At 34.0% G+C, this 25,983-nt stretch carries 20 protein-coding genes and 8 pseudogenes; 19 read left to right on the forward strand and 9 right to left on the reverse strand.

Annotated elements, in window-relative coordinates:
* Positions 1 to 120: 120 nt before the first annotated feature.
* The 4 genes from ABWU62_RS03870 to ABWU62_RS03885 all read right to left on the reverse strand — a co-directional run bounded on the left by ABWU62_RS03870 (position 121) and on the right by ABWU62_RS03885 (position 2,885).
* Complete coding sequence (locus ABWU62_RS03870) at positions 121 to 624, reverse strand: ankyrin repeat domain-containing protein (RefSeq protein ID WP_353287598.1); 504 nt, start codon at positions 622 to 624, stop codon at positions 121 to 123.
* Positions 621 to 1,413, reverse strand: a protein-coding gene (locus tag ABWU62_RS03875) for an IS5 family transposase (protein ID WP_353287599.1) whose coding sequence is annotated in 2 segments (ribosomal slippage) — positions 621 to 1,148 and positions 1,150 to 1,413 — 792 coding nt in all. Because the reading frame shifts where the segments join, the coding sequence is not laid out codon by codon here. The genes ABWU62_RS03870 and ABWU62_RS03875 overlap by 4 nt, the downstream gene beginning before the upstream one ends.
* 26 nt (positions 1,414 to 1,439) lie before the next feature.
* Positions 1,440 to 1,658, reverse strand: a complete 219-nt coding sequence (locus tag ABWU62_RS03880; RefSeq protein WP_353287600.1) for an ankyrin repeat domain-containing protein — start codon at positions 1,656 to 1,658, stop codon at positions 1,440 to 1,442.
* A 78-nt stretch (positions 1,659 to 1,736) separates the two neighbouring features.
* Entirely contained in the window at positions 1,737 to 2,885 is a 1,149-nt protein-coding gene (locus ABWU62_RS03885; protein WP_353287601.1) for a Bcr/CflA family efflux MFS transporter, read from the reverse strand.
* A 149-nt stretch (positions 2,886 to 3,034) separates the two neighbouring features.
* Between ABWU62_RS03885 and ubiE the strand changes: the two genes are divergently transcribed.
* The 10 genes and pseudogenes from ubiE to ABWU62_RS03935 all read left to right on the forward strand — a co-directional run.
* Entirely contained in the window at positions 3,035 to 3,733 is a 699-nt protein-coding gene (gene ubiE / locus ABWU62_RS03890) for a bifunctional demethylmenaquinone methyltransferase/2-methoxy-6-polyprenyl-1,4-benzoquinol methylase UbiE (RefSeq protein WP_353287602.1), read from the forward strand.
* 157 nt (positions 3,734 to 3,890) lie between these two features.
* Complete coding sequence (locus tag ABWU62_RS03895) at positions 3,891 to 5,591, forward strand: ABC transporter ATP-binding protein (protein ID WP_353287603.1); 1,701 nt, start codon at positions 3,891 to 3,893, stop codon at positions 5,589 to 5,591.
* A 411-nt stretch (positions 5,592 to 6,002) separates the two neighbouring features.
* A complete protein-coding gene (locus ABWU62_RS03900; protein ID WP_353287604.1) occupies positions 6,003 to 7,031 on the forward strand; it encodes a hypothetical protein in 1,029 nt (342 codons plus the stop codon).
* 29 nt (positions 7,032 to 7,060) lie between these two features.
* Positions 7,061 to 7,321 (forward strand): annotated as a pseudogene (locus ABWU62_RS03905) (transposase); the annotation flags it as partial.
* A gap of 77 nt (positions 7,322 to 7,398) precedes the next feature.
* Positions 7,399 to 8,404, forward strand: a protein-coding gene (locus tag ABWU62_RS03910; protein WP_353287606.1) for an IS630 family transposase whose coding sequence is annotated in 2 segments (ribosomal slippage) — positions 7,399 to 7,860 and positions 7,862 to 8,404 — 1,005 coding nt in all. Because the reading frame shifts where the segments join, the coding sequence is not laid out codon by codon here.
* A 14-nt stretch (positions 8,405 to 8,418) separates the two neighbouring features.
* Positions 8,419 to 9,299 (forward strand): annotated as a pseudogene (locus ABWU62_RS03915) (IS256 family transposase); the annotation flags it as partial.
* 70 nt (positions 9,300 to 9,369) lie between these two features.
* The gene (locus tag ABWU62_RS03920) at positions 9,370 to 10,602 is read left to right on the forward strand and encodes an IS256 family transposase (RefSeq protein ID WP_353287494.1); all 1,233 of its coding nucleotides are present in this window, start codon (positions 9,370 to 9,372) and stop codon (positions 10,600 to 10,602) included.
* Between the two features lie 9 nt (positions 10,603 to 10,611).
* Positions 10,612 to 10,815, forward strand: a complete 204-nt coding sequence (locus ABWU62_RS08360) for a hypothetical protein (RefSeq protein WP_410542188.1) — start codon at positions 10,612 to 10,614, stop codon at positions 10,813 to 10,815.
* A 26-nt stretch (positions 10,816 to 10,841) separates the two neighbouring features.
* Positions 10,842 to 11,634, forward strand: a protein-coding gene (locus ABWU62_RS03930) for an IS5 family transposase (protein WP_353287093.1) whose coding sequence is annotated in 2 segments (ribosomal slippage) — positions 10,842 to 11,105 and positions 11,107 to 11,634 — 792 coding nt in all. Because the reading frame shifts where the segments join, the coding sequence is not laid out codon by codon here.
* Between the two features lie 8 nt (positions 11,635 to 11,642).
* A pseudogene (locus tag ABWU62_RS03935) lies at positions 11,643 to 12,176 on the forward strand (S49 family peptidase); the annotation flags it as partial.
* Positions 12,177 to 12,201: 25 nt separating this feature from the next.
* Here the strand turns inward: ABWU62_RS03935 and ABWU62_RS03940 are convergent.
* Positions 12,202 to 13,207 (reverse strand): IS630 family transposase gene (locus tag ABWU62_RS03940; protein WP_353287306.1). Its coding sequence is split into 2 segments (ribosomal slippage): positions 12,202 to 12,744 and positions 12,746 to 13,207, totalling 1,005 coding nucleotides; the frame shifts between segments, so codons are not numbered across the junction.
* A gap of 129 nt (positions 13,208 to 13,336) precedes the next feature.
* Between ABWU62_RS03940 and ABWU62_RS03945 the strand changes: the two are divergent.
* The 7 genes and pseudogenes from ABWU62_RS03945 to ABWU62_RS03975 form a co-directional block, all read left to right on the forward strand.
* Positions 13,337 to 13,555: pseudogene (locus ABWU62_RS03945) on the forward strand (S49 family peptidase); the annotation flags it as partial.
* Positions 13,556 to 13,696: 141 nt separating this feature from the next.
* Positions 13,697 to 14,065: a head decoration protein gene (locus ABWU62_RS03950; protein ID WP_353287607.1), complete on the forward strand. Its 369-nt coding sequence runs from the start codon at positions 13,697 to 13,699 to the stop codon at positions 14,063 to 14,065.
* A gap of 37 nt (positions 14,066 to 14,102) precedes the next feature.
* Positions 14,103 to 14,762 (forward strand): annotated as a pseudogene (locus ABWU62_RS03955) (major capsid protein); the annotation flags it as partial.
* A 230-nt stretch (positions 14,763 to 14,992) separates the two neighbouring features.
* Positions 14,993 to 15,937: an IS110 family transposase gene (locus ABWU62_RS03960; RefSeq protein ID WP_265022222.1), complete on the forward strand. Its 945-nt coding sequence runs from the start codon at positions 14,993 to 14,995 to the stop codon at positions 15,935 to 15,937.
* A 222-nt stretch (positions 15,938 to 16,159) separates the two neighbouring features.
* Positions 16,160 to 16,501, forward strand: a pseudogene (locus ABWU62_RS03965) (major capsid protein); the annotation flags it as partial.
* A gap of 97 nt (positions 16,502 to 16,598) precedes the next feature.
* Positions 16,599 to 16,904, forward strand: a complete 306-nt coding sequence (locus ABWU62_RS03970; RefSeq protein ID WP_353287608.1) for a hypothetical protein — start codon at positions 16,599 to 16,601, stop codon at positions 16,902 to 16,904.
* The gene (locus tag ABWU62_RS03975; RefSeq protein WP_353287609.1) at positions 16,905 to 17,402 is read left to right on the forward strand and encodes a phage tail protein; all 498 of its coding nucleotides are present in this window, start codon (positions 16,905 to 16,907) and stop codon (positions 17,400 to 17,402) included.
* A 144-nt stretch (positions 17,403 to 17,546) separates the two neighbouring features.
* Here the strand turns inward: ABWU62_RS03975 and ABWU62_RS03980 are convergent.
* Positions 17,547 to 18,551, reverse strand: a pseudogene (locus ABWU62_RS03980) (IS630 family transposase).
* A 184-nt stretch (positions 18,552 to 18,735) separates the two neighbouring features.
* Here ABWU62_RS03980 and ABWU62_RS03985 point away from each other — a divergent pair.
* Positions 18,736 to 19,528 (forward strand): IS5 family transposase gene (locus ABWU62_RS03985; RefSeq protein WP_353287093.1). Its coding sequence is split into 2 segments (ribosomal slippage): positions 18,736 to 18,999 and positions 19,001 to 19,528, totalling 792 coding nucleotides; the frame shifts between segments, so codons are not numbered across the junction.
* Between the two features lie 5 nt (positions 19,529 to 19,533).
* On the opposite strand, the pseudogene ABWU62_RS03990 reads toward ABWU62_RS03985, so the two are convergent.
* The 3 genes and pseudogenes from ABWU62_RS03990 to ABWU62_RS04000 all read right to left on the reverse strand — a co-directional run.
* Positions 19,534 to 19,800 (reverse strand): annotated as a pseudogene (locus ABWU62_RS03990) (transposase); the annotation flags it as partial.
* 142 nt (positions 19,801 to 19,942) lie between these two features.
* A complete protein-coding gene (locus tag ABWU62_RS03995) occupies positions 19,943 to 21,982 on the reverse strand; it encodes an ankyrin repeat domain-containing protein (protein WP_353287610.1) in 2,040 nt (679 codons plus the stop codon).
* A 316-nt stretch (positions 21,983 to 22,298) separates the two neighbouring features.
* The gene (locus ABWU62_RS04000) at positions 22,299 to 23,645 is read right to left on the reverse strand and encodes an ATP-binding protein (RefSeq protein WP_353287611.1); all 1,347 of its coding nucleotides are present in this window, start codon (positions 23,643 to 23,645) and stop codon (positions 22,299 to 22,301) included.
* Positions 23,646 to 24,562: 917 nt separating this feature from the next.
* Here ABWU62_RS04000 and ABWU62_RS04005 point away from each other — a divergent pair.
* A complete protein-coding gene (locus ABWU62_RS04005; protein ID WP_353287612.1) occupies positions 24,563 to 25,975 on the forward strand; it encodes a hypothetical protein in 1,413 nt (470 codons plus the stop codon).
* Positions 25,976 to 25,983 lie beyond the last annotated feature (8 nt).

The raw sequence follows: 25,983 nt of genomic DNA on the forward strand, positions 1-25,983 counted from the left end.
TAGTTTTTTAGCTCCTCTCCTCCTGAGGTACTCGGTGATTCTTGCATAGTTGTTTGGTCAGGTTTGGTTGATGATTCATCTCCTCCTGAAATACTCAGTGATTCTTGTCCAGTTGTTTGATCAGATCCAAACAACCATGAAAAAAAAACCACCAAAAAATGATCCTATTAAAGAAAAAGGTTTAATCAGTATACCAAATAAACTACTAAAAAAAGAGCTCGGCTGTTCTTCATTTGTTGATGATTCACTTCGTGGATTAACACCATTTTTTGTCAGTGCTATGTCAATAGAATGTCCATTATCAGCATCTTCAATTTGTACACCACTGACTTCTTCTGCAATGATTTCCTGTAATTTTTCCTCTACTTGTATCACTGATTGAGCATTACCTTCTTGTTCAATATCTTCCTTTTGATCTCCTTCATTATCTTTCGATGCTATACTGTCATCAGTTTTTTCTGCGGCTTTTTTTAACAGAGCTTTTATTTCTTCTGTTTTAGCTAAATCAAAAGGAGTTTTTTCATCCTTGTCTTTTACATTGATATTGATTCCGTCTACTGCTAATAGAATTTTTACTATGTCTATATGACCATTTTTAGCAGCATAATGTAAGAGCCTGTTCATAATCTTTTGAGGAGCAAGGCAGTAAAAGCTAGAACGACCATTTGTAGGCTAGTATTGAGTTTACGCTCGCAATTTTTCCATAACCGTCTACACTTTTCCAGCCAAGCAAAAGAACGCTCTACAACCCACCCTTTTGGCAATACAACAAAGGTATGTAATTCACTTCGTTTTATTACTTCAACGGTTGCACCAATAGTCGTTTTTATTTGAGTTGCAAAATTTTCTCCTGTATAACCTGCATCAACTAGTATATTTTGAACTTCGGAAAGATTTTTTCTTGCGTTACAAATCATCTCTACAGCAGCAGTACGATCTCCGATATTAGCTGTAGTAATATAAATTGCATGTGGCAAACCTTGCGTATCTACTGCAATATGACGCTTTATTCCTGAAATTTTCTTGCCGGCATCATAACCTTTTTCTTCAGCAATATCGGTGTTTTTTACACTTTGAGCATCAATGATGCAGAAGCTTGTTTTTGTATTCCGACCACTGTTGAAACGAACCTCTCCAACTAATTTTTTTTAAGACAATTTCTAGAACACTTTCTCTATCTTCATTCGGTTTTTTACTCCATCTCTTGAAGTAATCGTAACAATTGCGCCATTTTGGAAACTCTTTTGGTAGCATTCGCCACTGACAGCCACTTTTTAGCACATAAAGTACACCGCAAAATAACTCATATAAATCCAGTTTTCTTGGTTTTGTTTTTTTTCTACAGGATTCTAGATCTGGTAATATAATCTCAAATCTTTCCCGACTTATATCACTTGGGTATACACTCCTCATATATCCTAACTTATATACATTATCTCTTAGTTTATTCCTTTCTTGAGATCATGTACAGGTTCTAATAGAACTTTTGCTATATCAGAATGATTATTTTTAACAGCCCAATATAGAGAATTACCTTGAGATCCATCATATGTATTAACATCAGCTTCTTCAATTATTAGGCGCTTTGCTTCATTAAGATCACCTCTTTTAGCAGCATCAAGTAAAGCAGCATCTATATTTCTAATTGAATAATTCATTTAACACTTCTCTATAAAATTGCATTACTATAGTAAGGTAGTTAATAATTCATGAACTCTGGGTTGTAGAAATAATGATTATCCTTCGTGTTTTTCAGTGTATTTAAGTAAACTATATATAAGAATTGCAATTATAGAACATACAACTGTTAATAGTAAATTTGGTAAAATGCCATAAGAAAAGAATTTTCCTACTATGTATATTCCAACAGCCCCAAACATCATATTGCAAAATGAGAGAACTGCACTACCAAGTCCTATACTTTTGACTGTCTCTAAAGCAGAAGTCACGTTATTGCTGATTACGAGTGCAAGCCCGATATTGCTTGGAATCCAAAGAACTTGAAGAATAAGTACGCTCAACTTGTTTATTAAATAAAAATATACCAGTAAACCATCGGATATTATTGGTAATATCAAACCTATTATTAGCATCTTGCTAACTCCTATTTTTGGTACATACCTTCTATTGATTAAAGTTCCAACTATATAAAATATAACTATGATTGATATGAGATAGCCAAAATATTGTACTTCAACGCCCATTGATTCAAATATGAACGGATAGTTAGCAATGTATGCCCAAAGCCACATGAAAGTTAGTCCATGAATGGCTGAAAACCCAAGAAAACGATAATTCCTGAATATTGATATATACTGCTTGAAGATGTTAATGCTGGCTTTACTTTTATTTACAGCCAGCGTTTCTTGAAGCTTCAAGTAAATAAAAATGAGCATAACAATTGCCGCAATTGATATAATAAGAAACAAAAATTTCCAACTATAACCATGTGAAATTATATAACTGCCTACCACTGGAGCTATTCCAGGTGAAAGCGCTACTACCATATTTAACTTTGAAATTACTCTCGAGTATTCACTACCTGAGTACATATCCCTGATTGCTGCATATCCGACAACGCCTGCAACACCAGCTCCAGCTCCTTGTATAAACCGGATTAATATTAAAAGTATAATATTATCAGCTATGCAACATACAATACTTGCCAAAGTAAAAATTGTCATACCAATCAGCATTATTATGCGCCTACCATAATAGTCTGAAAGTGGGCCATAAACTAATCCAGATATTGCAACTCCTACTAAATTTAAACTGATCGTAAGCTGCGCTATATTACCTTTCACCTTAAAATAGTTGGCAATACTTGGCAATGCAACTGAGTATAAGTCTGTTGCCATATCAACAACTGCTACAGATAATATCATAATAAGAGAGATGATATTTTGTGAAAAAGCTGTCGACACTAATGATTTACTGGATTAAATATGTTTAATTGTAGTATATTTTTCTCATTAGTATATTAATTTAACTGCTAAAGTTTAAAATAATTATGTAAGCAATCTCTATATAAAATATGGATAAATCACAACTAGTTAAAGAGGTTTTCGATTCTGTAGCAAATCGCTACGACATCATGAATGATATAATGAGCCTTGGAATGCACAGGCTATGGAAAGAGAAGATGGTAAGTAGTGTGTATTTTAAAAAGAACTCCAAGGTTTTGGATATTGCTGGAGGAACCGGAGATATAGCTATAAGAATAGCAAGAGGGGAACCAACTGCTCAAGTTACAGTATGTGATATAAATCAAAACATGCTGGACAAAGGGCATGATAAAGCTATAAATTCAAATCAGCTCAATTTCAATTGGGTGTGTGCAAATGCAGAGAATTTACCATTTGAAGATTCTGAATTTGATTATTGCACAATAGCTTTTGGTATTCGAAACTTTTCTGACCGCAAGAAGGCTTTAAGTGAAGCATATAGGATATTGAAGCCAGATGGGAAATTTATTTGCTTGGAGTTTGCTCCTATGCATTATCAAAATGAGATATTCACCAAATTTTATGACTTATACTCATTTAAAGTAATTCCTAAAATTGGTAGCATAGTTGCTAAAGATAAGGTTTCTTATGAATATTTAGTGAAAAGCATCAGAGAATTTCCAACTCAGACTAACTTTAAAATGGAAATTGAAGAGGTAGGCTTTAAGAATGTTGAGTTTCACAATATGAGCTATGGAATAGTGGCGTTACACATTGGAACAAAATAAACTCTGGTCTATTCAGTAGTTCTTTTGCTAACTTTCTGTAATTTCGCAGCGTTTTTCTTTCAGAAGCTAAAGTTTCTTGAACACATTACTCTCAGGAAGTACACTGTAGACTAATGCTGTAACTTTTTCCTGAAACTAAAATCTATATACTTATAAAATGCGATCTAACATTAAGCAGTTATTTTACTATATAAAACCTAGTCTACATTATTTTACCGTAGCTTTTATTGCAGTTCTATTTTCAGCTTTAACGATTCTTCTTTTTGGTAGGGGCTTAAGCAACATAATTGATTCTGGCGCAGAGCATAACTTTACTACCAAGCTCGTAGTTGCAATACTGATAGTTTTAGGCATTTCTTTCACTGCATTTATTCGGTTATATTTCATTGGCATTGGCAGCGAAAAAGTTATCGCAAGAATCAGATATGACTTATATAGCAGTATTACTGATTTACAACCAAGTTTCTTTGAGAATACAGGTGTGCAAGATGTTATCTCAGCACTTATTACTGATACCTCTGCATTGCAATCGATAATAAACAGCAGCTTATTGACAATATTGAGGAATTCAGTGGTACTGACTGGTAGTGTTGCAATGCTGTTATATACAAATCTGCACCTAACCGCATATGCAGTTGCAATAATACCCATACTGCTCATTATCATGACTTCACTTGGAAAAAAAGTTCGCAATTATGCACGCTTCGCTCAGGATAAATTAAGTAAGCTTGCATCATTTAGTGAGGAAAATTTTAGATCTATAGTAACTATCAAATCGTTTGTACTCGAAGAAAATGAAAAAATCCATTTTCAGAAACATCTAAATTCAGTATCAAAATCATACGTAAAATTAGTACTCCTGCGTGCTATTTTAGTAACTCTAGTTATCACGTGTGTGATAGGTTCGCTAGTTGTTTTGCTTTTTTTTGGAATAAAAGAAGTCTTAAGTAATAATATGACCATTGGAGAACTATCCTCATTTGTGTTTTATTCAGCGCTTGCTGCGGGGGCTGTAAACAATTTGAGCGACAACATCAGTGATTTGCAACGAGGTCTTGGAGTTGTAGAGCGTTTATTTGAATTTATGAACACGAAAAGCTCTACATTAGATAGTGATAATCCTATCAGGATCAATAGTGTTCAAAAAGAAATTGCTTTTAACAGCGTAACATTTTTTTATCTTGACAAGCCGGCACTGAATGATGTATCATTCTCTGTAGGGGTGAGTCAATCAGTATCAATTGTTGGACCATCTGGCAGTGGTAAGAGCACTATTTTAAAGCTTCTACTCCGTTTTCATGATCCAAGTGAAGGCAGCATTACTATCGATGGGCACAATATTAAGTCAATTGCACTAAGTGACCTCAGATCGTTGTTTGGCTTAGTGCCACAAGATCACATGATATTTTCCTGCTCAATAATGGAAAATATACTATATGGCAAACCTGGTGCTGAATATGAGGAAGTAAAGCAAGCAGCTATCAGTGCTTATGCAATGGAATTTATTGACAAGCTACCGGATAAATTTGATACATTTGTAGGAAAAAGAGGACTGAAACTTTCTGAAGGGCAAAAACAACGCATCATAATAGCAAGAGCAATACTCAAAAATCCTCAGGTTTTAATACTTGATGAAGCAACTTCAGCTCTTGATTATAAAAGTGAGAACCTAGTGCAAAAAGCACTGAGCAAGTTAATGCAAAACAGAACAACAATTATAATTACGCACAGGCTATCAACTGCACTCAAAACTGACAAGATTATAGTGATTAATCATGGAGGAGTAGAAGAAGTAGGAACTCATGATTCTCTAATGAGTAAAGATGGACTGTATGCAAAATTGGTGAAGATAAGGTAGAAATTTAAATCGTAATGTTGTTAGCATGCTAGATTTGGCAATCAAATTATGAAATCTTTAATTACTTTGACCTATAATAGTTCTATAATATTTTTAGAGAATTATTATGATTCATATTCGTAATGCTTTACTAAAACAGCATATGACTTCTTATGCGTTTAAAGCACCAGCATTCTCTCATATGGAGTCTCATATGCTTGCACATGCACCTAATTTACACCATGGCCAATTTGATTTATATCATAATCATTTTGGTTTGCATAATAATTATCATGATGGATTTGGTTTTCTCTATTAGAGGATTATTGAATCATGTTCCAATAAGCTTACTTAAAGATATGGCAGACTGTCCAGTTTATAGTAAGTTTTTTTATTTTATTTAATTTTATATAATAACCTAAGGAGGTTCTTATGACTAAAAATACATATACTAATACACCTTATTTTGGTGACCAATCCAGTGAAAGTAGCTCTCAAGTTACTAAGGAAATTGAAGTTACTAAGGAAATTGAAGTTACTAAGGAAACTAAAGTTACTAAGGAAGTTGTAGATAATGATGAAAATAAATCTTTGAACCAGCAAAAGGTTAGGGAGATAATTAATGAGATTCAAGTTTTGATAAAGTCAAAAATTGGCGAAAGTGATAGTGTTAATGCTTCATTTGCTGAGTCTCTAATTAAAGAGATAGAAGGTTTACTCGTTGAAAGCGACGGAAAGGTCACAGATTCTCAGGTTTCCGAGATAAGTAATAAGCTTACCTCTTTATTAAAGAGGATTGATAAAGAGCAAATTAAGAAAGATCAAGAAGATGAAACCGTTAAAAAGATTCTAGATAAGATCTCAACTTTAGAGGATGAAAAAGAAACTAAAGAAACCAAAGAAACCATAGAAACTAAAGTTGGTGAAGACACTAAAGTTGGTGAAGACACTAAAGTTACTGAGGTTGATTGTATTGATGAGATTAGAATCCTTGTAAAAGATGCAATAGAACTTATAACGGATAAGCTTAAACCTAAAGTTAATGACAAAGTAGATGAAGAAAAGCCTACAGATAATGAGATGGAAGAATTTATGAAGGAGCTGAGAATTATAGTGGATGAGCTTAAACCTAAAGTTAATGACAAAGTAGATGAAGAAAAGCCTACAGTTGATGGGGTGGAAGAATTTATGAAGGAGCTGAGACTTATAATGGATGAGCTTAAACCTGAAGTTAATGACAAAGTAGATGAAGAAAAGCTTACAGTAAATATGATTAGGCAACTTATCGCAGATGGGGTTAAAGCTACGATAAATGAGAAAAATCATATAGAAAATGAAGTTAAGTCTGCAATAGATGGAATGAAACTATCTATAATTGATGGGATTAAATCTGTAGTAGGTGGGAACAAACCTACAGTAGGGGAACGTTCAAAAAAGTGTGTCAAACCGAAAAAAAAGTAATAAATTGATATAAAAAATGGAGGTTTGATATGAGTCAAGCAAATAGAACTACTGGTTTGGTAGATTATAAAGAATTAGAAACAAATATCCTGTCATCTATACGAGAAGGAAGACCATTGACAGGAAGAGATGGAGCATTAACACCGTTTATAAAAAGGTTGCTAGAGGCAAGTCTGGAAGGTGAAATAGAAAGCTACATGTCAGCTGAAAGTGAAGAAAATAACCGAAGAAATGGGAGAAACGCAAAAACTTTACGCACGAGTGCAGGCTCATTTGAGCTGCTAATACCAATTCCCGCTATACAAGCAACGAATAGACAATAATGGAAAAAAAGCCATACTGGAGTAAGTAAAATAGCGAGGTTTAGATGGCATTAAGATCAAAATTATTGGATGAAAAAGTGGTGGAATCAGCAAAAGAGATGCTGAAGAAAGTAAGAAATAATGCGTATGTTGCAAAAAAACTAAATGCTGTAATTGCAGCAAAAAAGCACAGTATAACAGCTGTAGCAAAAATATGTTGCATTTCGAGAAAGGCAATTACTACATGGATAAAGCACATAAAATTTGGAAGAGAAGAAAAATTATTTTCTCCACCTCAACGCCGTAGAAAAACTATATTGAACCAAAGTCAACTTGAACAAATTGAGGTGTGGATAGAGGAAAACCCCAATATTACTATTAGAGAAATGAGAATAAGAATCCAAGAAAGATTTGGTTTGAATATCAGCAAATCCACAATACATCGTAATATGCAAAGAATGAAATTCTCATATATCACACCAAGACCAGTTCATAGTGGACAGGATAAAAATAAGCAAGAGGAGTTTAAAAAAAAACCTCAATGAAACTATTGTCATGCATTCTGAAAAAGAGCTATTTTTCTTCGATGAATCACGGTTTGGTACATATTCAAAAGTTGGACATGGGTGGTTTAAAAAAGGCAGCAGGACACAGGTTAAGGTAAAATTAGGTAGGGAAAATTTTTATCTCTATAGTGCAGTTAATCCCAGAAATGGAGAGAATTTTAGCTTATTTGCACCAAACGTCAACACTGCTTGTATAAATATATTCCTTGAACAGATGTCGCAATATTTAGGAATACGAAAGGCTTTTCTCGTGATGGATTGCGCTAGTTGGCATAAGTCAAAAAGTTTAAAGATACCTAAAAATATCGAAATTATATACCTACCACCATACTCACCTGACCTCAATCCTGTTGAGAGGTTTTGGTTATATATAAAACAGAACATTTTGCGCAATAAAATCTACGATACAATTGTTCTGCTTGAGAGCGCTTTGTATAAATTTATTACCTCTCTTTCCCCTTCCACGGTTAAACAACTCTGCAATGCTTCTTATTTGGTTCATTAATAATGAGAGTTGGTATAACACCAAGAGATAGGGAGGGAAGCTTTGAACCACAAATAGTCAAAAAAAGGCAAACAAGCCTACATCCAGAACTTGAAGCAAAGGTCTTAAGCACATATGCCAGTGGCATGGGATACAGAGATATAGCTTCACATGTTGAGGAAATATATGACCACAAAATATCAGCAGCAGAGATATCTAGTATTACCGATAAACTGCTACCAGTAATCAATGAATGGCGCAGCCGCCCACTGCAATCAGTGTATCCAATAGTATTTATGGATGGCATGTTTTTTAAGGTCAAGGAGGACGGACATTGCATAAGTAAATGTATGTATAATATATTGGGCATAAATCAAAATGGCAGAAAAGAAGTATTAGGTTTTTATTTGGCTGAAAGTGAAGGAGCTAACTTCTGGTTGGGAGTACTAAATGACCTCAAAGAAAGAGGAGTAGAAGATATTCTAATTGCCTGTATTGATGGGCTAAAAAGCTTTCCTACCGCTATAAATAGTGTATTTCCTAAAGCAGAAGTACAGCTATGCATAGTGCATCAGATAAGGAATTCACTGAAGTATGTATCTAGCAAAGATGTAAAAGTTTTCATAAATGATTTGAAAAAAATATATCGTGCTTCAAGTAAAGAGATTGCTGAGAATTATTTGCTTGAGCTGGAGGAAAAATGGAGTGAAAAATATCCCTTGGTTACAAAATCATGGCAAAACAATTGGGAAAATTTGTCTGGTTATTTTAAGTATTCTGGACCAGTTAGGAAGCTGATTTACACCACCAATCCAATTGAGGGATTGCATAGACAAATTAGGAAATTTACTAAAACTAAGGGCTCATTTACTAATACAAATGCCTTGTACAAAAGGTATATTGTGCTATAAAAAAGGGGAACGTTCAAAAAAGTGTGTCAAACCGAAAAAAAAGTAATAAATTGATATAAAAAATGGAGGTTTGATATGAGTCAAGCAAATAGAACTAATGGGTTGGTAGATTATAAAGAATTAGAAACAAATATCCTGTCATCTATACGAGAAGGAAGACCATTGACAGGAAGAGATGGAGCATTAACACCGTTTATAAAAAGGTTGCTAGAGGCAAGTCTGGAAGGTGAAATAGAAAGCCACATGTCAGCTAAAAGTGAAGAAAATAACCGAAGAAATGGGAGAAATGCAAAAACTTTACGCACGAGTGCAGGTTCATTTGAGCTGCTAACACCAAGAGATAGGGAGGGAAACTTTGAACCGCAAATAGTCAAAAAAAGGCAAACGAGCCTACATCCAGAACTTGAAGCAAAGGTCTTAAGTACATACGCCAGTGGCATGGGATACAGAGACATAGCTTCACACGTTGAGGAAATATATGACCATAAAATATCAGCAGCAGAGATATCCAGTATTACTGATAAATTGCTACCAATAATCAATGAATGGCGCAGCCGTCCACTGCAATCAGTGTATCCAATAGTGTTCATGGATGGCATGTTTTTTAAGGTCAAGGAGGACGGACATTGCGTAAGTAAATGCATGTATAATATATTGGGTATAAATCAAAATGGCAGAAAAGAAGTATTAGGTTTTTATTTGGCTGAAAGTGAGGGAGCTAACTTCTGGTTGGGAGTTCTAAATGACCTCAAAGAAAGAGGAGTAGAAGATATTTTAATTGCCTGCATTGATGGACTAAAAAGCTTTCCTACAGCTATAAATAGTGTATTTCCTAAAGCAGAAGTACAGCTATGTATAGTGCATCAGATAAGGAATTCACTGAAATATGTATCTAGCAAAGATGTAAAAGTTTTCATGAATGATTTGAAAAAAATATATCGTGCTTCAAGTAAAGAAATCGCTGAGAATTATTTGCTTGAGCTGGAAGAAAAATGGAGTGAAAAATATCCCTTAGTTACAAAATCGTGGCAAAACAATTGGGAAAATTTATCTAGTTATTTTAAGTATTCTGGGCCAGTTAGGAAGATGATTTACACCACCAATCCAATTGAGGGGTTGCATAGACAGATCAGAAAATTTACTAAAACTAAAGGTTCATTTACCAGTACAAATGCCTTGTACAAACAGGTATATTGTGCTATAAAAAAGGTAGAGCAAAAGTGGATTACTGCTTTGCCTAACTGGGCTTTAACTATGTCTCAACTTGATATCTTTTTTCCTGGCAGATTAAAAATTGAGTTGAATTGAAAATGCGGTTTGACACACTTTTTTGAACGTTCCCATTTAAAGCATTTTCATATAAATCCAAAAGGAATAGCAATAATACGTATTTATGGAGTTTTGACAAAAAAAACAGAAGCTTTTGATCATATTTTAGACATGACTTCGTATGAAAATATTCATGAAGAGATAGAGAGTGCTTTAGAACCTGTACATGATCTCAAGAAAGGAATAAACTAAGAGATAATGTATATAAGTTAGGATATATGAGGAGTGTATACCCAAGTGATATAAGTCGGGAAAGATTTGAGATTATATTACCAGATCTAGAATCCTGTAGAAAAAAAACAAAACCAAGAAAACTGGATTTATATGAGTTATTTTGCGGTGTACTTTATGTGCTAAAAAGTGGCTGTCAGTGGCGAATGCTACCAAAAGAGTTTCCAAAATGGCGCAATTGTTACGATTACTTCAAGAGATGGAGTAAAAAACCGAATGAAGATAGAGAAAGTGTTCTAGAAATTGTCTTAAAAAAAATTAGTTGGAGAGGTTCGTTTCAACAGTGGTCGGAATACAAAAACAAGCTTCTGCATCATTGATGCTCAAAGTGTAAAAAACACCGATATTGCTGAAGAAAAAGGTTATGATGCCGGCAAGAAAATTTCAGGAATAAAGCGTCATATTGCAGTAGATACGCAAGGTTTGCCACATGCAATTTATATTACTACAGCTAATATCGGAGATCGTACTGCTGCTGTAGAGATGATTTGTAACGCAAGAAAAAATCTTTCCGAAGTTCAAAATATACTAGTTGATGCAGGTTATACAGGAGAAAATTTTGCAACTCAAATAAAAACGACTATTGGTGCAACCGTTGAAGTAATAAAACGAAGTGAATTACATACCTTTGTTGTATTGCCAAAAAGGTGGGTTGTAGAGCGTTCTTTTGCTTGGCTGGAAAAGTGTAGACGGTTATGGAAAAATTGCGAGCGTAAACTCAATACTAGACTACAAATGGTCGTTCTAGCTTTTACTGCCTTGCTCCTCAAAAGATTATGAACAGGCTCTTAGAAGATAAAAGCATAGAGACGATTCTACTTGACATAGACAGTCCAGGAGGAGAAGTAAATGGAGTATTTGACTTAGCTGATTTTATCTATAGTGCAAGAGGAAAAAAGAGGATAATAGCAATAGCAAATGATGATGCATATTCTGCTGCATATGCTATAGCTTCTAGCGCTGAAAAGATTTTTCTCACCCGCACTTCAGGAATTGGGAGTATAGGAGTAATAGCAAGTCATATAGATCAAAGTAGGTTTGATGAAAAGCAAGGTATTAAGTACACCACAATCTTTGCTGGTAGTCGAAAGAATGATTTAAACCCACATGAGTCAATGACGTCTGAAAGTCTGGGAAGCTTACAAAAAGAAGTAGACCGACTATATGAAATGTTTTTGCAGCTAATAGCAAGGAACAGAGGTCTTTCAATTGAAAAGATTCGATCAACAGAAGCAGGTCTATATTTTGGCGAGAAAGCAGTAGAAATAGGTCTTGCAGATGGAGTTACAACATTTTTTGAATTTATCAATAATCATAAAAGTAGGAGTGTTATACCAACTCTCATTATTAATGAACCAAATAAGAAGCATTGCAGAGTTGTTTAACCGTGGAAGGGGAAAGAGAGGTAATAAAATTACACAAAGCGCTCTCAAGCAGAACAATTGTATCGTAGATTTTATTGCGCAAAATGTTCTGTTTTATATATAACCAAAACCTCTCAACAGGATTGAGGTCAGGTGAGTATGGTGGTAGGTATATAATTTCGATATTTTTAGGTATCTTTAAACTTTTTGACTTATGCCAACTAGCGCAATCCATCACGAGAAAAGCCTTTCGTATTCCTAAATATTGCGACATCTGTTCAAGGAATATATTTATACAAGCAGTGTTGACGTTTGGTGCAAATAAGCTAAAATTCTCTCCATTTCTGGGATTAACTGCACTATAGAGATAAAAATTTTCCCTACCTAATTTTACCTTAACCTGTGTCCTACTGCCTTTTTTAAACCACCCATGTCCAACTTTTGAATGTGTACCAAACCGTGATTCATCGAAGAAAAATAGCTCTTTTTCAGAATGCATGACAATAGTTTCATTGAGGTTTTTTTTTAAACTCCTCTTGCTTATTTTTATCCTGTCCACTATGAACTGGTCTTGGTGTGATATATGAGAATTTCATTCTTTGCATATTACGATGTATTGTGGATTTGCTGATATTCAAACCAAATCTTTCTTGGATTCTTATTCTCATTTCTCTAATAGTAATATTGGGGTTTTCCTCTATCCACACCTCAATTTGTTCAAGTTGACTTTGGTTCAATATAGTTTTTCTACGGCGTTGAGGTGGAGAAAATAATTTTTCTTCTCTTCCAAATTTTATGTGCTTTATCCATGTAGTAATTGCCTTTCTCGAAATGCAACATATTTTTGCTACAGCTGTTATACTGTGCTTTTTTGCTGCAATTACAGCATTTAGTTTTTTTGCAACATACGCATTATTTCTTACTTTCTTCAGCATCTCTTTTGCTGATTCCACCACTTTTTCATCCAATAATTTTGATCTTAATGCCATCTAAACCTCGCTATTTTACTTACTCCAGTATGGCTTTTTTTCCATTATTGTCTATTCGTTGCTTGTATAGCGGGAATTGGTATTAGTATGACAACTAATGAGTTAACTGAGGAAGGCTACGAGAACTGTCGTAGAGAAATTTTAGAGATAATAAGATTATGTAATGTATCAAAGATGCCAGAAAAGATAGGAGAATTTATTGAACAGGGCGTAAGTATTGAGCAAGCAAGGGAAGTTTTAATGGAGTTACTTGCAGAGCGAACGAAAAAGACAGAGATACTGAGTGCAATACCACAGAATTCTCCGGAAGAGTTGATGATGCAGGTAGCGAAAAGTCGGTGCATTTAAATTTTATAACCGCCGTATATAGTGCTCTGTGGTAAACAAGTGTTCAAAATGCGCCATAATGGCTAATTATAAGGTAATAACCGCGGTGTATAGCAATTGTAAACGCGGCGGTAAAAAAATAAAAAAAGGAGAGAAAAAGGTATGACAAGTATAACTGAACAAAATAACCTTGGTGACCTATTAAAGTATGAAGCATCAAGTCTATATTCAAGAGATCAGATAACAGTAGCCAAGGGGCAAAATCTGAAGCTAGGAACAGTTGTTAGTCGTGATAAAGACAACATGATTAGGATAATCAATCCAACTGCCACAGATGGTACACAAACGGCGATAGGAGTGATAGCAAGCGATGTAAACGCAAAGGAAAATAGTAAAGGAGTAATTATTGCTCGCGGTGCAATGCTAGCAGATCATGCAGTTGTATGGCCAGCAAATATCACTGAAGAGCAGAAAGCTGCAGCAATAAAGCAACTTGAAGCACAAGGGATCATTATCCGCAAGGGAGTTTAAAAAACTATTAAAACATATATAAGGTGGAAAAGAAAGAATGCAAAATCCATTTACAAATACAGCATTTAGCATGACGGCGCTAACAAATGCGATGAATATATTGCCGATAAATTATGGACGTGTTGAAAATTTAAATTTATTTCCAAGTAGGTCAGTAAGATTTAGACATATTACCATAGAAGAACATAATGGAGTTTTAAGCCTATTGCCAACACAAGTTCCCGGAGCACCAGCAACAGTAGGAAAACGTGGCAAAAGAAAGGTAAGAACATTTACGATTCCACATATTCCTCATGATGATGTAGTACTGCCAGAAGAAGTGCAAGGAATAAGAGCATTTGGATCAGAGAGTGAACTGAAAGCGCTGGCAGATGTAATAACCGATCATTTACAGCTAATGAGGAACAAACATGCAATAACGTTGGAACATTTGCGGATGGGAGCGCTGAAAGGGATTATTCTGGACGCAGATGGGTCAGAGCTATTAAATCTGTACAACGAATTTGAAATCACACCAAAAGTAGTAAATTTTGCCCTAGGAACAGCAACAACCGATGTTAAGCGTAAGTGTCTGGAAGTATTGCGGCATGTTGAGGACAACTTAAGTGGTGAATATATGACTGGAATTCATGCCTTGGTAAGCCCTGAGTTTTTTGATGCATTAACTTCGCATAGTAAAGTGAAAGAAGCATATGAAAGCTTGTAAGTTAAAAATGTGATATAAAAGAGATAAGAGGGAAAGATAACCCTACTCACTATAGGAATAGGGCTATCACGGGCGTGTGCGACCGAATGAAAGTTGGTATTACAACCGTAGCCATCAAGGTAAACTAGCCCCATCTCTCGATACGTTTGAATAGTTGCATGGGACATATGTATGCACCCGTTTACAATCTTAAATTAATTAAACTATCGAGGTTATTTATTATGATTACATCTTATCAAAATTTCATTGGCATTGATATCGGAAAATTTAAAAATGTTGCTGCAGCTTATAACCAAAGGAGCGCTATCAAGTTTGACAATGATGCTACTGGTTGGCAACAGTTGTTTCAAAAATTTTCAGATATCCTACCTAATTCTCTAGTAACTTTAGAAAACACTGGAAAATATGAGCTTGGCTTAGCACATTTTCTTGTTGATAAGAATGTTGCTGTACATCGAGCTAATACTCGTAAAGTAAAAAGTTTTATCATATCACATGGAACTTTAGCAAAGACAGATCAATCAGATGCAAGAGCCCTTGCTCAATATGGTTTTGAACGCTATAGTGCTCTATCTCTATTTGTGCCTATGTCAAAAGAACAAACCGCCTTAGTTGCACTCTGTCAACGTCGTGATGACATTACACAAATGAGAACTCAAGAGAAATGTAGGCTTGCAGCACCTGAAAACGACTATATAAAGGAAAGTTGCCAAAAAACAATAGACTTTTTTACCAGTCAGATAAATGAGTTCAACGATGCCATACAAAGAATTATTGATAAAAATCCAGAGTTACAAAAGCGTCAAAAGATCTTGAGAACAGTGCCAGGAATAGGTCTCAAGTTATCACAAGTTTTTGTGTGTCTAATGCCAGAACTTGGCCACCTAAACAAAAAAGAAGTTGCAAGTCTTGCTGGAGTTGCTCCACATCCAAAAGAAAGCGGTAAAACTATTGGTTACCGAAGGATAACAGGTGGTAGAAGCAATGTTCGTGCAAAGCTTTTCACAGCTGCTATGGCTGCTGCAAGATCTAAATCTGCACTTGGTGCTTTTTATTCTGATCTTATTGGTAGAGGTAAAAAGAAGATGGTAGCTATAACAGCTCTAATGCGAAAAATCATAGTAATTGCCAATGCAAGACTTAAAGAAGCAATTAATATGAAATAAAAAAATCTGTATAGAAAATAGGTTAACGAATATGTGCGTCTACACACATTTAAAGCACATATTCGTTAACCATAAAATCTAAGCAGTGCTTGCTGTTTGATATAAATTTCTTTCTGTATAAACTAGGGTTTTTGTTGCCAAAATACATTTTTCAATTGAATAAAAATACAAAATTATCAACAAATGAGACTAAATTCAAAAAATTTTAAAAAACATAGTTGATGGCAAGAAGGTGCAGCACTTCGAAATGATATGAGGTCAGGATTTACGTTTTGTGGAATAACATTTGAGGAATATAGAGGACAAGCAACTGATCCTGAAGGAACCGTGAGAAGATTCATTGAGAAAGATACAGGGCACTGTTTTCCACTAGGAACAGCAAGCACATTTACAACATATTTTGCGCCAGCAGATTTTAATGAGACGGTAAACACACTAGGACAGCCACTTTATGCAAAACAAGAGCCAAGAAGATTTGATAGAGGAACTGATTTACATACGCAGTCAAATCCATTACCAATGTGCCACAGACCAGGAATACTAGCAAAAATTGTTGCAGCATAACAATACTGGTAGAGTAACTACAAGGTGGTGAGGCACAGAACGACTCTACCGGTATGCGCTTTCTTAGCATATAAAGGTTAGTATATCAAAAAGAAATATGCAAGAGAATATTAAGCGATTATTGGAAGATTGTTTTTCCCATTTAGGAGAAGTGGCTTTGTATAAATCAAAGGATAAGTCATACATGGTACAAGTATTAAAGCAACAGCCAGATAAATTATACGAGATTGGTGAAGGACAATTTGTGGAAGAAACTTTAGCGTTAGAAGTAAGTGCGTTTGATGTACTGCAGCCAATTGTAGGAGATATTTTTGTTATAGGTGACCGTAAATATAAAGTATATTCTCCACCGCTGCAAGATAATTCAGGAATGGTATGGAAAATTCGAGCGTCAGGAGTATAAATGCGTATTAACACCGGTAGTATTATACAAAGTATAGATGCTGAAAGGAAAAAAGTGGAAAAAGCGACAGTGAGTGCATTAAACAAAACAGCAATATGGCTAAAATCAAAAGCAGCTAAGGAAATCAGTGAGGAAAAGAGAATAAAATTAAGTTTGATAAGAAAGAGATTAAGGATTTTTAAGGCGAAAATTAGCAGATTAGACGTGTTAATTAGAGCAAATCTCTATGACATTAGAGCATCGACAATTGGCAAAATGCAAAAAACAAGAAGAGGATCGAAAGTAGGAAAGCATGAGTTTATAGGAGGATTTGCAGCAGTTATGCCAAAAGGAAATAGCGGTATGTTTAAACGTGAAGGAAGGGCAGCACTACCAATAAAAGAGGTTAAATTACCATTGGAACCAGAAGCATCAAAAGTAATAAGAGATCTTGTTAATTATGAGGTTGAGGAAGTCTTTACAAAATTTTTTGAACGTGAATTGAGCTACAGAGTATAATGAATTGGAAGGATTTGCATAATGCAATCTGCACTACGCTGAAGAGAGAAATATCCATTATACAAACCTGTGAAATTTATCCATCAATAAGAAAAGAATTAGTAGCGCCAGCGGTGTTTGTAGAACTTATACCAACTCTCATTATTAATGAACCAAATAAGAAGCATTGCAGAGTTGTTTAACCGTGGAAGGGGAAAGAGAGGTAATAAAATTACACAAAGCGCTCTCAAGCAGAACAATTGTATCGTAGATTTTATTGCGCAAAATGTTCTGTTTTATATATAACCAAAACCTCTCAACAGGATTGAGGTCAGGTGAGTATGGTGGTAGGTATATAATTTCGATATTTTTAGGTATCTTTAAACTTTTTGACTTATGCCAACTAGCGCAATCCATCACGAGAAAAGCCTTTCGTATTCCTAAATATTGCGACATCTGTTCAAGGAATATATTTATACAAGCAGTGTTGACGTTTGGTGCAAATAAGCTAAAATTCTCTCCATTTCTGGGATTAACTGCACTATAGAGATAAAAATTTCCCTACCTAATTTTACCTTAACCTGTGTCCTACTGCCTTTTTTAAACCACCCATGTCCAACTTTTGAATGTGTACCAAACCGTGATTCATCGAAGAAAAATAGCTCTTTTTCAGAATGCATGACAATAGTTTCATTGAGGTTTTTTTTTAAACTCCTCTTGCTTATTTTTATCCTGTCCACTATGAACTGGTCTTGGTGTGATATATGAGAATTTCATTCTTTGCATATTACGATGTATTGTGGATTTGCTGATATTCAAACCAAATCTTTCTTGGATTCTTATTCTCATTTCTCTAATAGTAATATTGGGGTTTTCCTCTATCCACACCTCAATTTGTTCAAGTTGACTTTGGTTCAATATAGTTTTTCTACGGCGTTGAGGTGGAGAAAATAATTTTTCTTCTCTTCCAAATTTTATGTGCTTTATCCATGTAGTAATTGCCTTTCTCGAAATGCAACATATTTTTGCTACAGCTGTTATACTGTGCTTTTTTGCTGCAATTACAGCATTTAGTTTTTTTGCAACATACGCATTATTTCTTACTTTCTTCAGCATCTCTTTTGCTGATTCCACCACTTTTTCATCCAATAATTTTGATCTTAATGCCATCTAAACCTCGCTATTTTACTTACTCCAGTATGGCTTTTTTTCCATTATTGTCTATTCGTTGCTTATATAGCGGGAATTGGTATTAGCACCAGAATTCATTTTTCATGACCCATACTTCCTTAGAACCTGTACATGATCTCAAGAAAGGAATAAACTAAGAGATAATGTATATAAGTTAAGATATATGAGGAGTGTATACCCAAGTGATATAAGTCGGGAAAGATTTGAGATTATATTACCAGATCTAGAATCCTGTAGAAAAAAAACAAAACCAAGAAAACTGGATTTATATGAGTTATTTTGCGGTGTACTTTATGTGCTAAAAAGTGGCTGTCAGTGGCGAATGCTACCAAAAGAGTTTCCAAAATGGCGCAATTGTTACGATTACTTCAAGAGATGGAGTAAAAAACCGAATGAAGATAGAGAAAGTGTTCTAGAAATTGTCTTAAAAAAAATTAGTTGGAGAGGTTCGTTTCAACAGTGGTCGGAATACAAAAACAAGCTTCTGCATCATTGATGCTCAAAGTGTAAAAAACACCGATATTGCTGAAGAAAAAGGTTATGATGCCGGCAAGAAAATTTCAGGAATAAAGCGTCATATTGCAGTAGATACGCAAGGTTTGCCACATGCAATTTATATTACTACAGCTAATATCGGAGATCGTACTGCTGCTGTAGAGATGATTTGTAACGCAAGAAAAAATCTTTCCGAAGTTCAAAATATACTAGTTGATGCAGGTTATACAGGAGAAAATTTTGCAACTCAAATAAAAACGACTATTGGTGCAACCGTTGAAGTAATAAAACGAAGTGAATTACATACCTTTGTTGTATTGCCAAAAAGGTGGGTTGTAGAGCGTTCTTTTGCTTGGCTGGAAAAGTGTAGACGGTTATGGAAAAATTGCGAGCGTAAACTCAATACTAGACTACAAATGGTCGTTCTAGCTTTTACTGCCTTGCTCCTCAAAAGATTATGAACAGGCTCTAAGACAATTTCTAGAACACTTTCTCTATCTTCATTCGGTTTTTTACTCCATCTCTTGAAGTAATCGTAACAATTGCGCCATTTTGGAAACTCTTTTGGTAGCATTCGCCACTGACAGCCACTTTTTAGCACATAAAGTACACCGCAAAATAACTCATATAAATCCAGTTTTCTTGGTTTTGTTTTTTTTCTACAGGATTCTAGATCTGGTAATATAATCTCAAATCTTTCCCGACTTATATCACTTGGGTATACACTCCTCATATATCCTAACTTATATACATTATCTCTTAGTTTATTCCTTTCTTGAGATCATGTACAGGTTCTTAGAAGACATTGGTACAACTTCCTTAATCTATAAATTATAGTAGTTTATATTTAAATAATAATCCTCAACTTTTATGATCTACCTAGCCCTAGAATCAGAAGTTCTTCTTAACTCTTCACGTCCTACCCATGAATCTTTGTTCTTGTTAGACTCGCTTATTACTTCAGGACGCATTAATCCACCAGATCTTTCAAAATATCCCTGTTCAATAGCATCGTAGACATCATAATCACCAAGTGCACAATCCTCGCCTAATTCTTCTTCATAACCTTTGAATTTTTCCAATACTTCCTCTTTATTACTCACTTCTACTATAATTTTGCTTTTATCTTGTACGTCAGGATACAGCCTAACGTCTATATTTCCCAAACTAGTATAGAAAGTTAATACTATATTGCTGCCTTCTGTAAGATCTGTGTAATACCTTATTCCACCTTCGGTTTGAATTTCTACTTCACTTTTACCAATCCTTATTATATCTCTTTCATATTTTATGCTTCCCTGAGTTAATCCTAAATTTCCTGCTCTATCTGTAATCTTTGCAACATCTATTATGCTGTCTCCAGAATATTCTAAGTAGAGAGTAGAGTTATCTATTCTTACATCATGCAACTCACCATTGGTGGTACTTTTCGCCAATTCAATAAACTTATGAGCATTACTAATATAATTTTCATGAGCTTTTACCATATTAGCTTTATGATCATTAAATTCTGATTCCAGTGCATCAATTACACCAATACCAATTTTACTGTTAAACACTGCTCCTCTTGATAACAACTTACATATTATGTTGCTGGCAACTTTAGGATTTTTCTCTAATTTACTGATTTTTTCTATTACGTGATCTACAAAATTATATGCTTTTTTACCTTGAGAAGAACGCTCAGAAAAACCAATCCTTACTCCGGAGCTTATAGCTTTATTTACGACTTCTTCTAGTTTATACATATCTTGAACTTCAGATATCTTACTTAAAAATTTATTCAGCTCTACCTGATTTGGTGTATTCCATAAAGTTGATTTTACACAATACTTTTCTCCCACATTATAAAAAGATCCACGACAATCCAAGAGAGAATCTTCTTTCTTGCAAAAACTACCTGCGTCTACTGATAGAAATAAATCTACTACTTCCTTATCAATGTTCCGAGCATAATTAAGTATTTTCGAATTACCATCTCCGTCTCGAATACTCAAAATCACCTTCAGGTCTCCGCTATTCTTGTGTTTACCTAGAAACCCTTTTAGATTTTTAATGAAGTTAGCAGCATAACCTGAATGATCCTCATATGCACCAAAACATTCATCAAGCATACGGTATAATTCTGCACTCAAATTCTTTTGGTTATTAGTGAGAAAGCATTCCTCAATATAGTAGTGATGATTATCAATTGCGATCTGCAGTGGGGTTGCTCCTTTTTTATCCTGTATGTTAGAATTAGCTTTTTTCTCTATAAGTAAATTAACATAGTCAGCATGACCAATACTAGCGGCATGATGTAAGGGTGTTTCTCCTCTGTGATCTTGTATATTAGGATTGGCCTTTCCTTTTAAAAGAGAAGCTGCACTAGCAAGAACATCAGTATAATGCAGGGGAGTCCTTCCTTTATCATTCTGTATATCAGGATTAGCACCTGCCTCTAAGAGTAAATCTACAGCTTCATTATATTCTTCAGTTACCTTACCTACAGAAGATACTAGGTGCAATACTGTTAATCCAGATTCTCCTCTTTTAAGGTTAAGAACAGTTTTGAGGTCTTGATTATTCTTATTGCTTTGTAGGAAATTTTTAAGTTTTTCAATATAGTACTCACAATGTCTATCTTCTTTTTGATCATAATGACATGGATCTAAACTTTTAAGAATATTTAGTAATTCTCTATTTAACTCCTTTTGACTTCCTGTTAAATTAGGTGTACTAGCAATCCATGTACATACTATACCCTCAAACGAAAGTTTACTATCCATTAAAAGACGAGAATTAAGCGATGAAAAAAGATGTTTTTTTATCAATTGATACTCTTCATCTAATATTTTGTCAGTGCTTAAATCTTCTCCTAGCTTTTGCTCATATGCTTTTTTATCTTGCCCAGTAATACATTCATTAACAATCATACCACACCTCCTACTAGCCTAAATAGATAATATGTTATGCACAATATATAATATTGGTCAAGCTAATTTCAACATAATATTTTTACTATTTTGCAATGTTTGAGCTTCTGTAGTAAGTTCAGATGTTTACATAAACCTTTAACGTAATAGATATTTTTATATTAGTACCAGTATAAAATGGCCAAATTTATCACAAAACAAACTCAAACCAAAAAGGCAAATAGATAAGTTTGCTTAAACATCAAGTTATAAACAAAAAGCACTCTTTTTCTATTACCATTCAAACTTGATATGACTACCTCAATTCTTCTGCCAGCTAATTCTTGTCTACCAGACTAAGTGATTTTCTGCATTCTTCCAACTTGTTAATAATAACAGGGGCAATTAAAGATTGTCCTTTCAAAGGACTTGGAGTATTTGTACCACTCAAATAACCACTATCATTCTCCTGATTTTGTACGTCTGTTGCAACTTTCAATTTTTGTTTTGTATTAGTTGGCTTTGTAGATGGAATATCACAATTATCACAAAAATTTTTGATCATAGTATGAACATTAGGCTTTTTACTACTTTTTACCTGTTCAACTGCATAGTTTATAAAATCATTCAAGTTTGCTGCTGAAAAAGTAATACTAGCAGTATTTTTTAGAACGTTTTCAATATATGAATCAAAATTTTTACCTTGTAATTCTTTCTTTAGACCCGCTTTCAGTACTTTCCTAAGTGTGTCTCCTTTTAGTTCATGGAACTCAATTTTTTTGTTCAGCCGCTCTCCCCTAATAAGCGCTTGATCTAAATCTCTCATACAGGCATTAGTTGTAGCAAGTACTGTCACATCTTTCCTAGCTTTATCTAACCTATTGAAAAGATCAGTTAAAGACGTTTGATTATTATCAGTACGCTTTCTGCCAATACTGTCAACTTCATCTATGAGAACTATACAAGGAGCGTTTTCTTCTGCTTTATCAAAAACCTTATTTACACTTGATTGTTTAAGTAAATCAGATCCAGGAACTTTTATAAATGTAGTTAGAGATTTAAATTTATCCGCAATTGCCTCAACAATTGTACTCTTACCAGTTCCTGGTGGACCGTAAAAAATGCATCGCACTCCTTCTATTCCTCTTTTTTCTTCAGCATCACCTGATTTTTCTAAGGATATTTTATCAATATTCTCTTCTATTAAATTGCAAATATTAACTAACTCTTCTTTTTGATGTTGTTCAAAAATAAAATCATCAAATGGTTTATTTCCCCTTGCTTTACCTTTTTCATAAAATTCCATGTACAACTTTTCTTCCGTTTGACTTGTTGTTGCAGTACTGGCAAGCACTTCTAACTTTTCATTGAGTAGAATATTAGATTCTTCTAGGTTTTTGATTCGCTTTTCCATCCCATCTTTTGTTGTAGGATTATTAGTTTGCCTTGAAATTTCATTTGGTTTTTTATTTTTACTAATTATTTTGTACGTAAATGCAATTACTGCTATAGAAAGCACAGATATAATTAAAGTAATGGGGAGAGACACACCTAAAACTGCAAATGGAGATAAAAATTCAACATAGGGAGCTATAGCAAAAACCCCAGACGCAAGTAACGTAAGAGTAGCAAGAGTACCAGCTATAAAAGGAAGTCTACTGCCTCTATTATGTGTATTTTTCATACTATTACCTCATAAACCAACCAAAACAGTACTATATAAAATTTCCTAATCAGGACACATCTGTAACCCTTTTAGTTTATCTTAAACATATTAGATAGCATCAACTACTATTGAAGCCTATATAGCCCTTAGTATTTGCATACCCACTCTAATATGGTAAGAGAATAAATACTAGCTATAGTATGTAGCTTTTGTAAAGTCAAATACTAAAAAGCATTCTCGCAGATACTATATCAATCAGCGTCACAAAAAATTTGATTATTTACTTTCTTCAAAAATAGTACCTACCTTTGTGAGAACTTTTTATATAAAAACGGTATTTCAAAAATAAAAACGTGAAATTGTTTGCAACAAAGTTAGGCAAATTAGTTCGTATATAAGTGTGGATGAAATGGGCTAATATGGCTAGTTTTAGCGTATAGTTAAATTATTATATCAAAAAGTTCGTATGGTACGCATGGTAGACCACACGATTCCAAAAAAAATACTTCTCACCACCCTTGGTTTTGAGCGCTGAAAATGGTTATTTTGCTTGAGATCTTAATAATATATTTTGCTAAATTAATAGTAATTTGCTTGCGTAAGAATTAACAAGCATATGACAAAAATAAAATTTAAAACAAACAAGAGGTCATGTATTGAGCCTTTTGCCTAAAACTACTTTGGATTAGAAAATTTTTCTACAATAATGATTGACAAGTTTTAAAGGTGGAATAATATACTTAAAATGTCCTTAGAGGCTAATTCATTATGGTACTTGAGGGAGTTAATGGTCAAAGTATTTTTTCATTCATTGTAAGAGAGGTAATTATAGACCATGGAGATATTCCAGAAGTTTTATTTTGTTTATTAGTAAGATGGTCCTTATTACAGTAGTAGAGCTTCAAATATAGTGTATTTTTTAATGGGTAATTATAATGGAACAAGAAAGTTTAATTAAATCAGACGATTCGCATTACTGTAAAGAAATTTTAAGGAGAGTGATAAAGCATGATGATCCTTTTAAAGAATCTAAAGCAAAGCAATTAAGAAGATACATTAGTAGTAATAGCAGGATAATCTATTATGTAAACTATGATATGGTTTCAGATATTTTCTCTAAAGGTGATTGTTGGGTTGATGACAATGTTTATGGAAAAAGGTTAGATAGGCGTTTTTTCGTTCAAGAGTTAATAGATATCTCCTCAAAAAATAGCTATGATAATCACCCATATGTTGGTGAATGCTATACATTAGCTTGTTTGAACTGTTTAGATGAACAATTAGTTCGTAATTTATTTACACTATACAAAAAGCAAGCAGAAGAAGTGCATAATTTATCTGAAGATGATGTATTAGAAGAAAGATCTAGAGAATTGGAGAAGTTTTGGGGTCATTTTATTACTAATAAACTAGAACGGATAAAAGAGGAATATGCTGAATATTATGATACTCACCCTGATATTTATGGGTTTAAAGTAGCTTATCATGATTGTGAACGTGAAGCTGTTGCTTTTTTCTATAAACGATTAGAAGAGCAAAATACATCAGAAGAGGTTAAGCTAAATTTATTGATAGAAGCTGCTTTGTATTCTATGAGTGGAACTAATGATGTAGAAACAACAATTTTTTGCCTGCAGAAGGTAATGGACAATAAATACCATTTAGAAAGGTTTATTAAACAGTGCGATGTTCTCTATATACTAATAAGAGAAGGTTACTTTGATATAGCTTGTCATTTATTTCCAATACAAGCTAAGTTTTATTCTATAGGGGATTATAGTACTCTATTGTCAATTATTAGTCAGAAGTTGAGTGAATCGCGTATAAAATTTCTACATAATATTATCGAATTAGGAAAAGAAAGATTTTGGAAAGAATTGCCTTCACTTGATTGTGATAATCGTAGTTATTTATTACGGGAATTTGCAAAAAATGGTTATAAAGAAGGGTTTAAAGAGTTGTGGCAAACTCATAATAATGATCAATGCCGATATGTATTCTCATCTGGAAAAGGCGAGGTTATTTGCAATTTACTTTACGCTAATGGTAATCGAGAGTTATTAAAAGAATTTTTACTTCACTACGCTAACAATAATGAAGTAGTGTTAAAAGATATTGATAGCTTTATCTCTAACTTAGATAGCGCACTTAACAGCTACGTATCCACTGATGATGCTAGCTTAGATAAAATTAATCGCGATTGGGTAGTGCATGATGAAATTGAAAAGACTTTGCCAAAATTAATTGAAGTACTTGATCGCAATATTCAAAACACACAAGTCCAAAACACTAGTATAGAAGTGGATAGCATATCTGCAGGACAAAGTAGCAAAGAACATATACATTAAGTGAGCAC

Source organism: Wolbachia endosymbiont (group B) of Gerris lacustris (genome assembly GCF_964028355.1).
Lineage (GTDB): Bacteria > Pseudomonadota > Alphaproteobacteria > Rickettsiales > Anaplasmataceae > Wolbachia.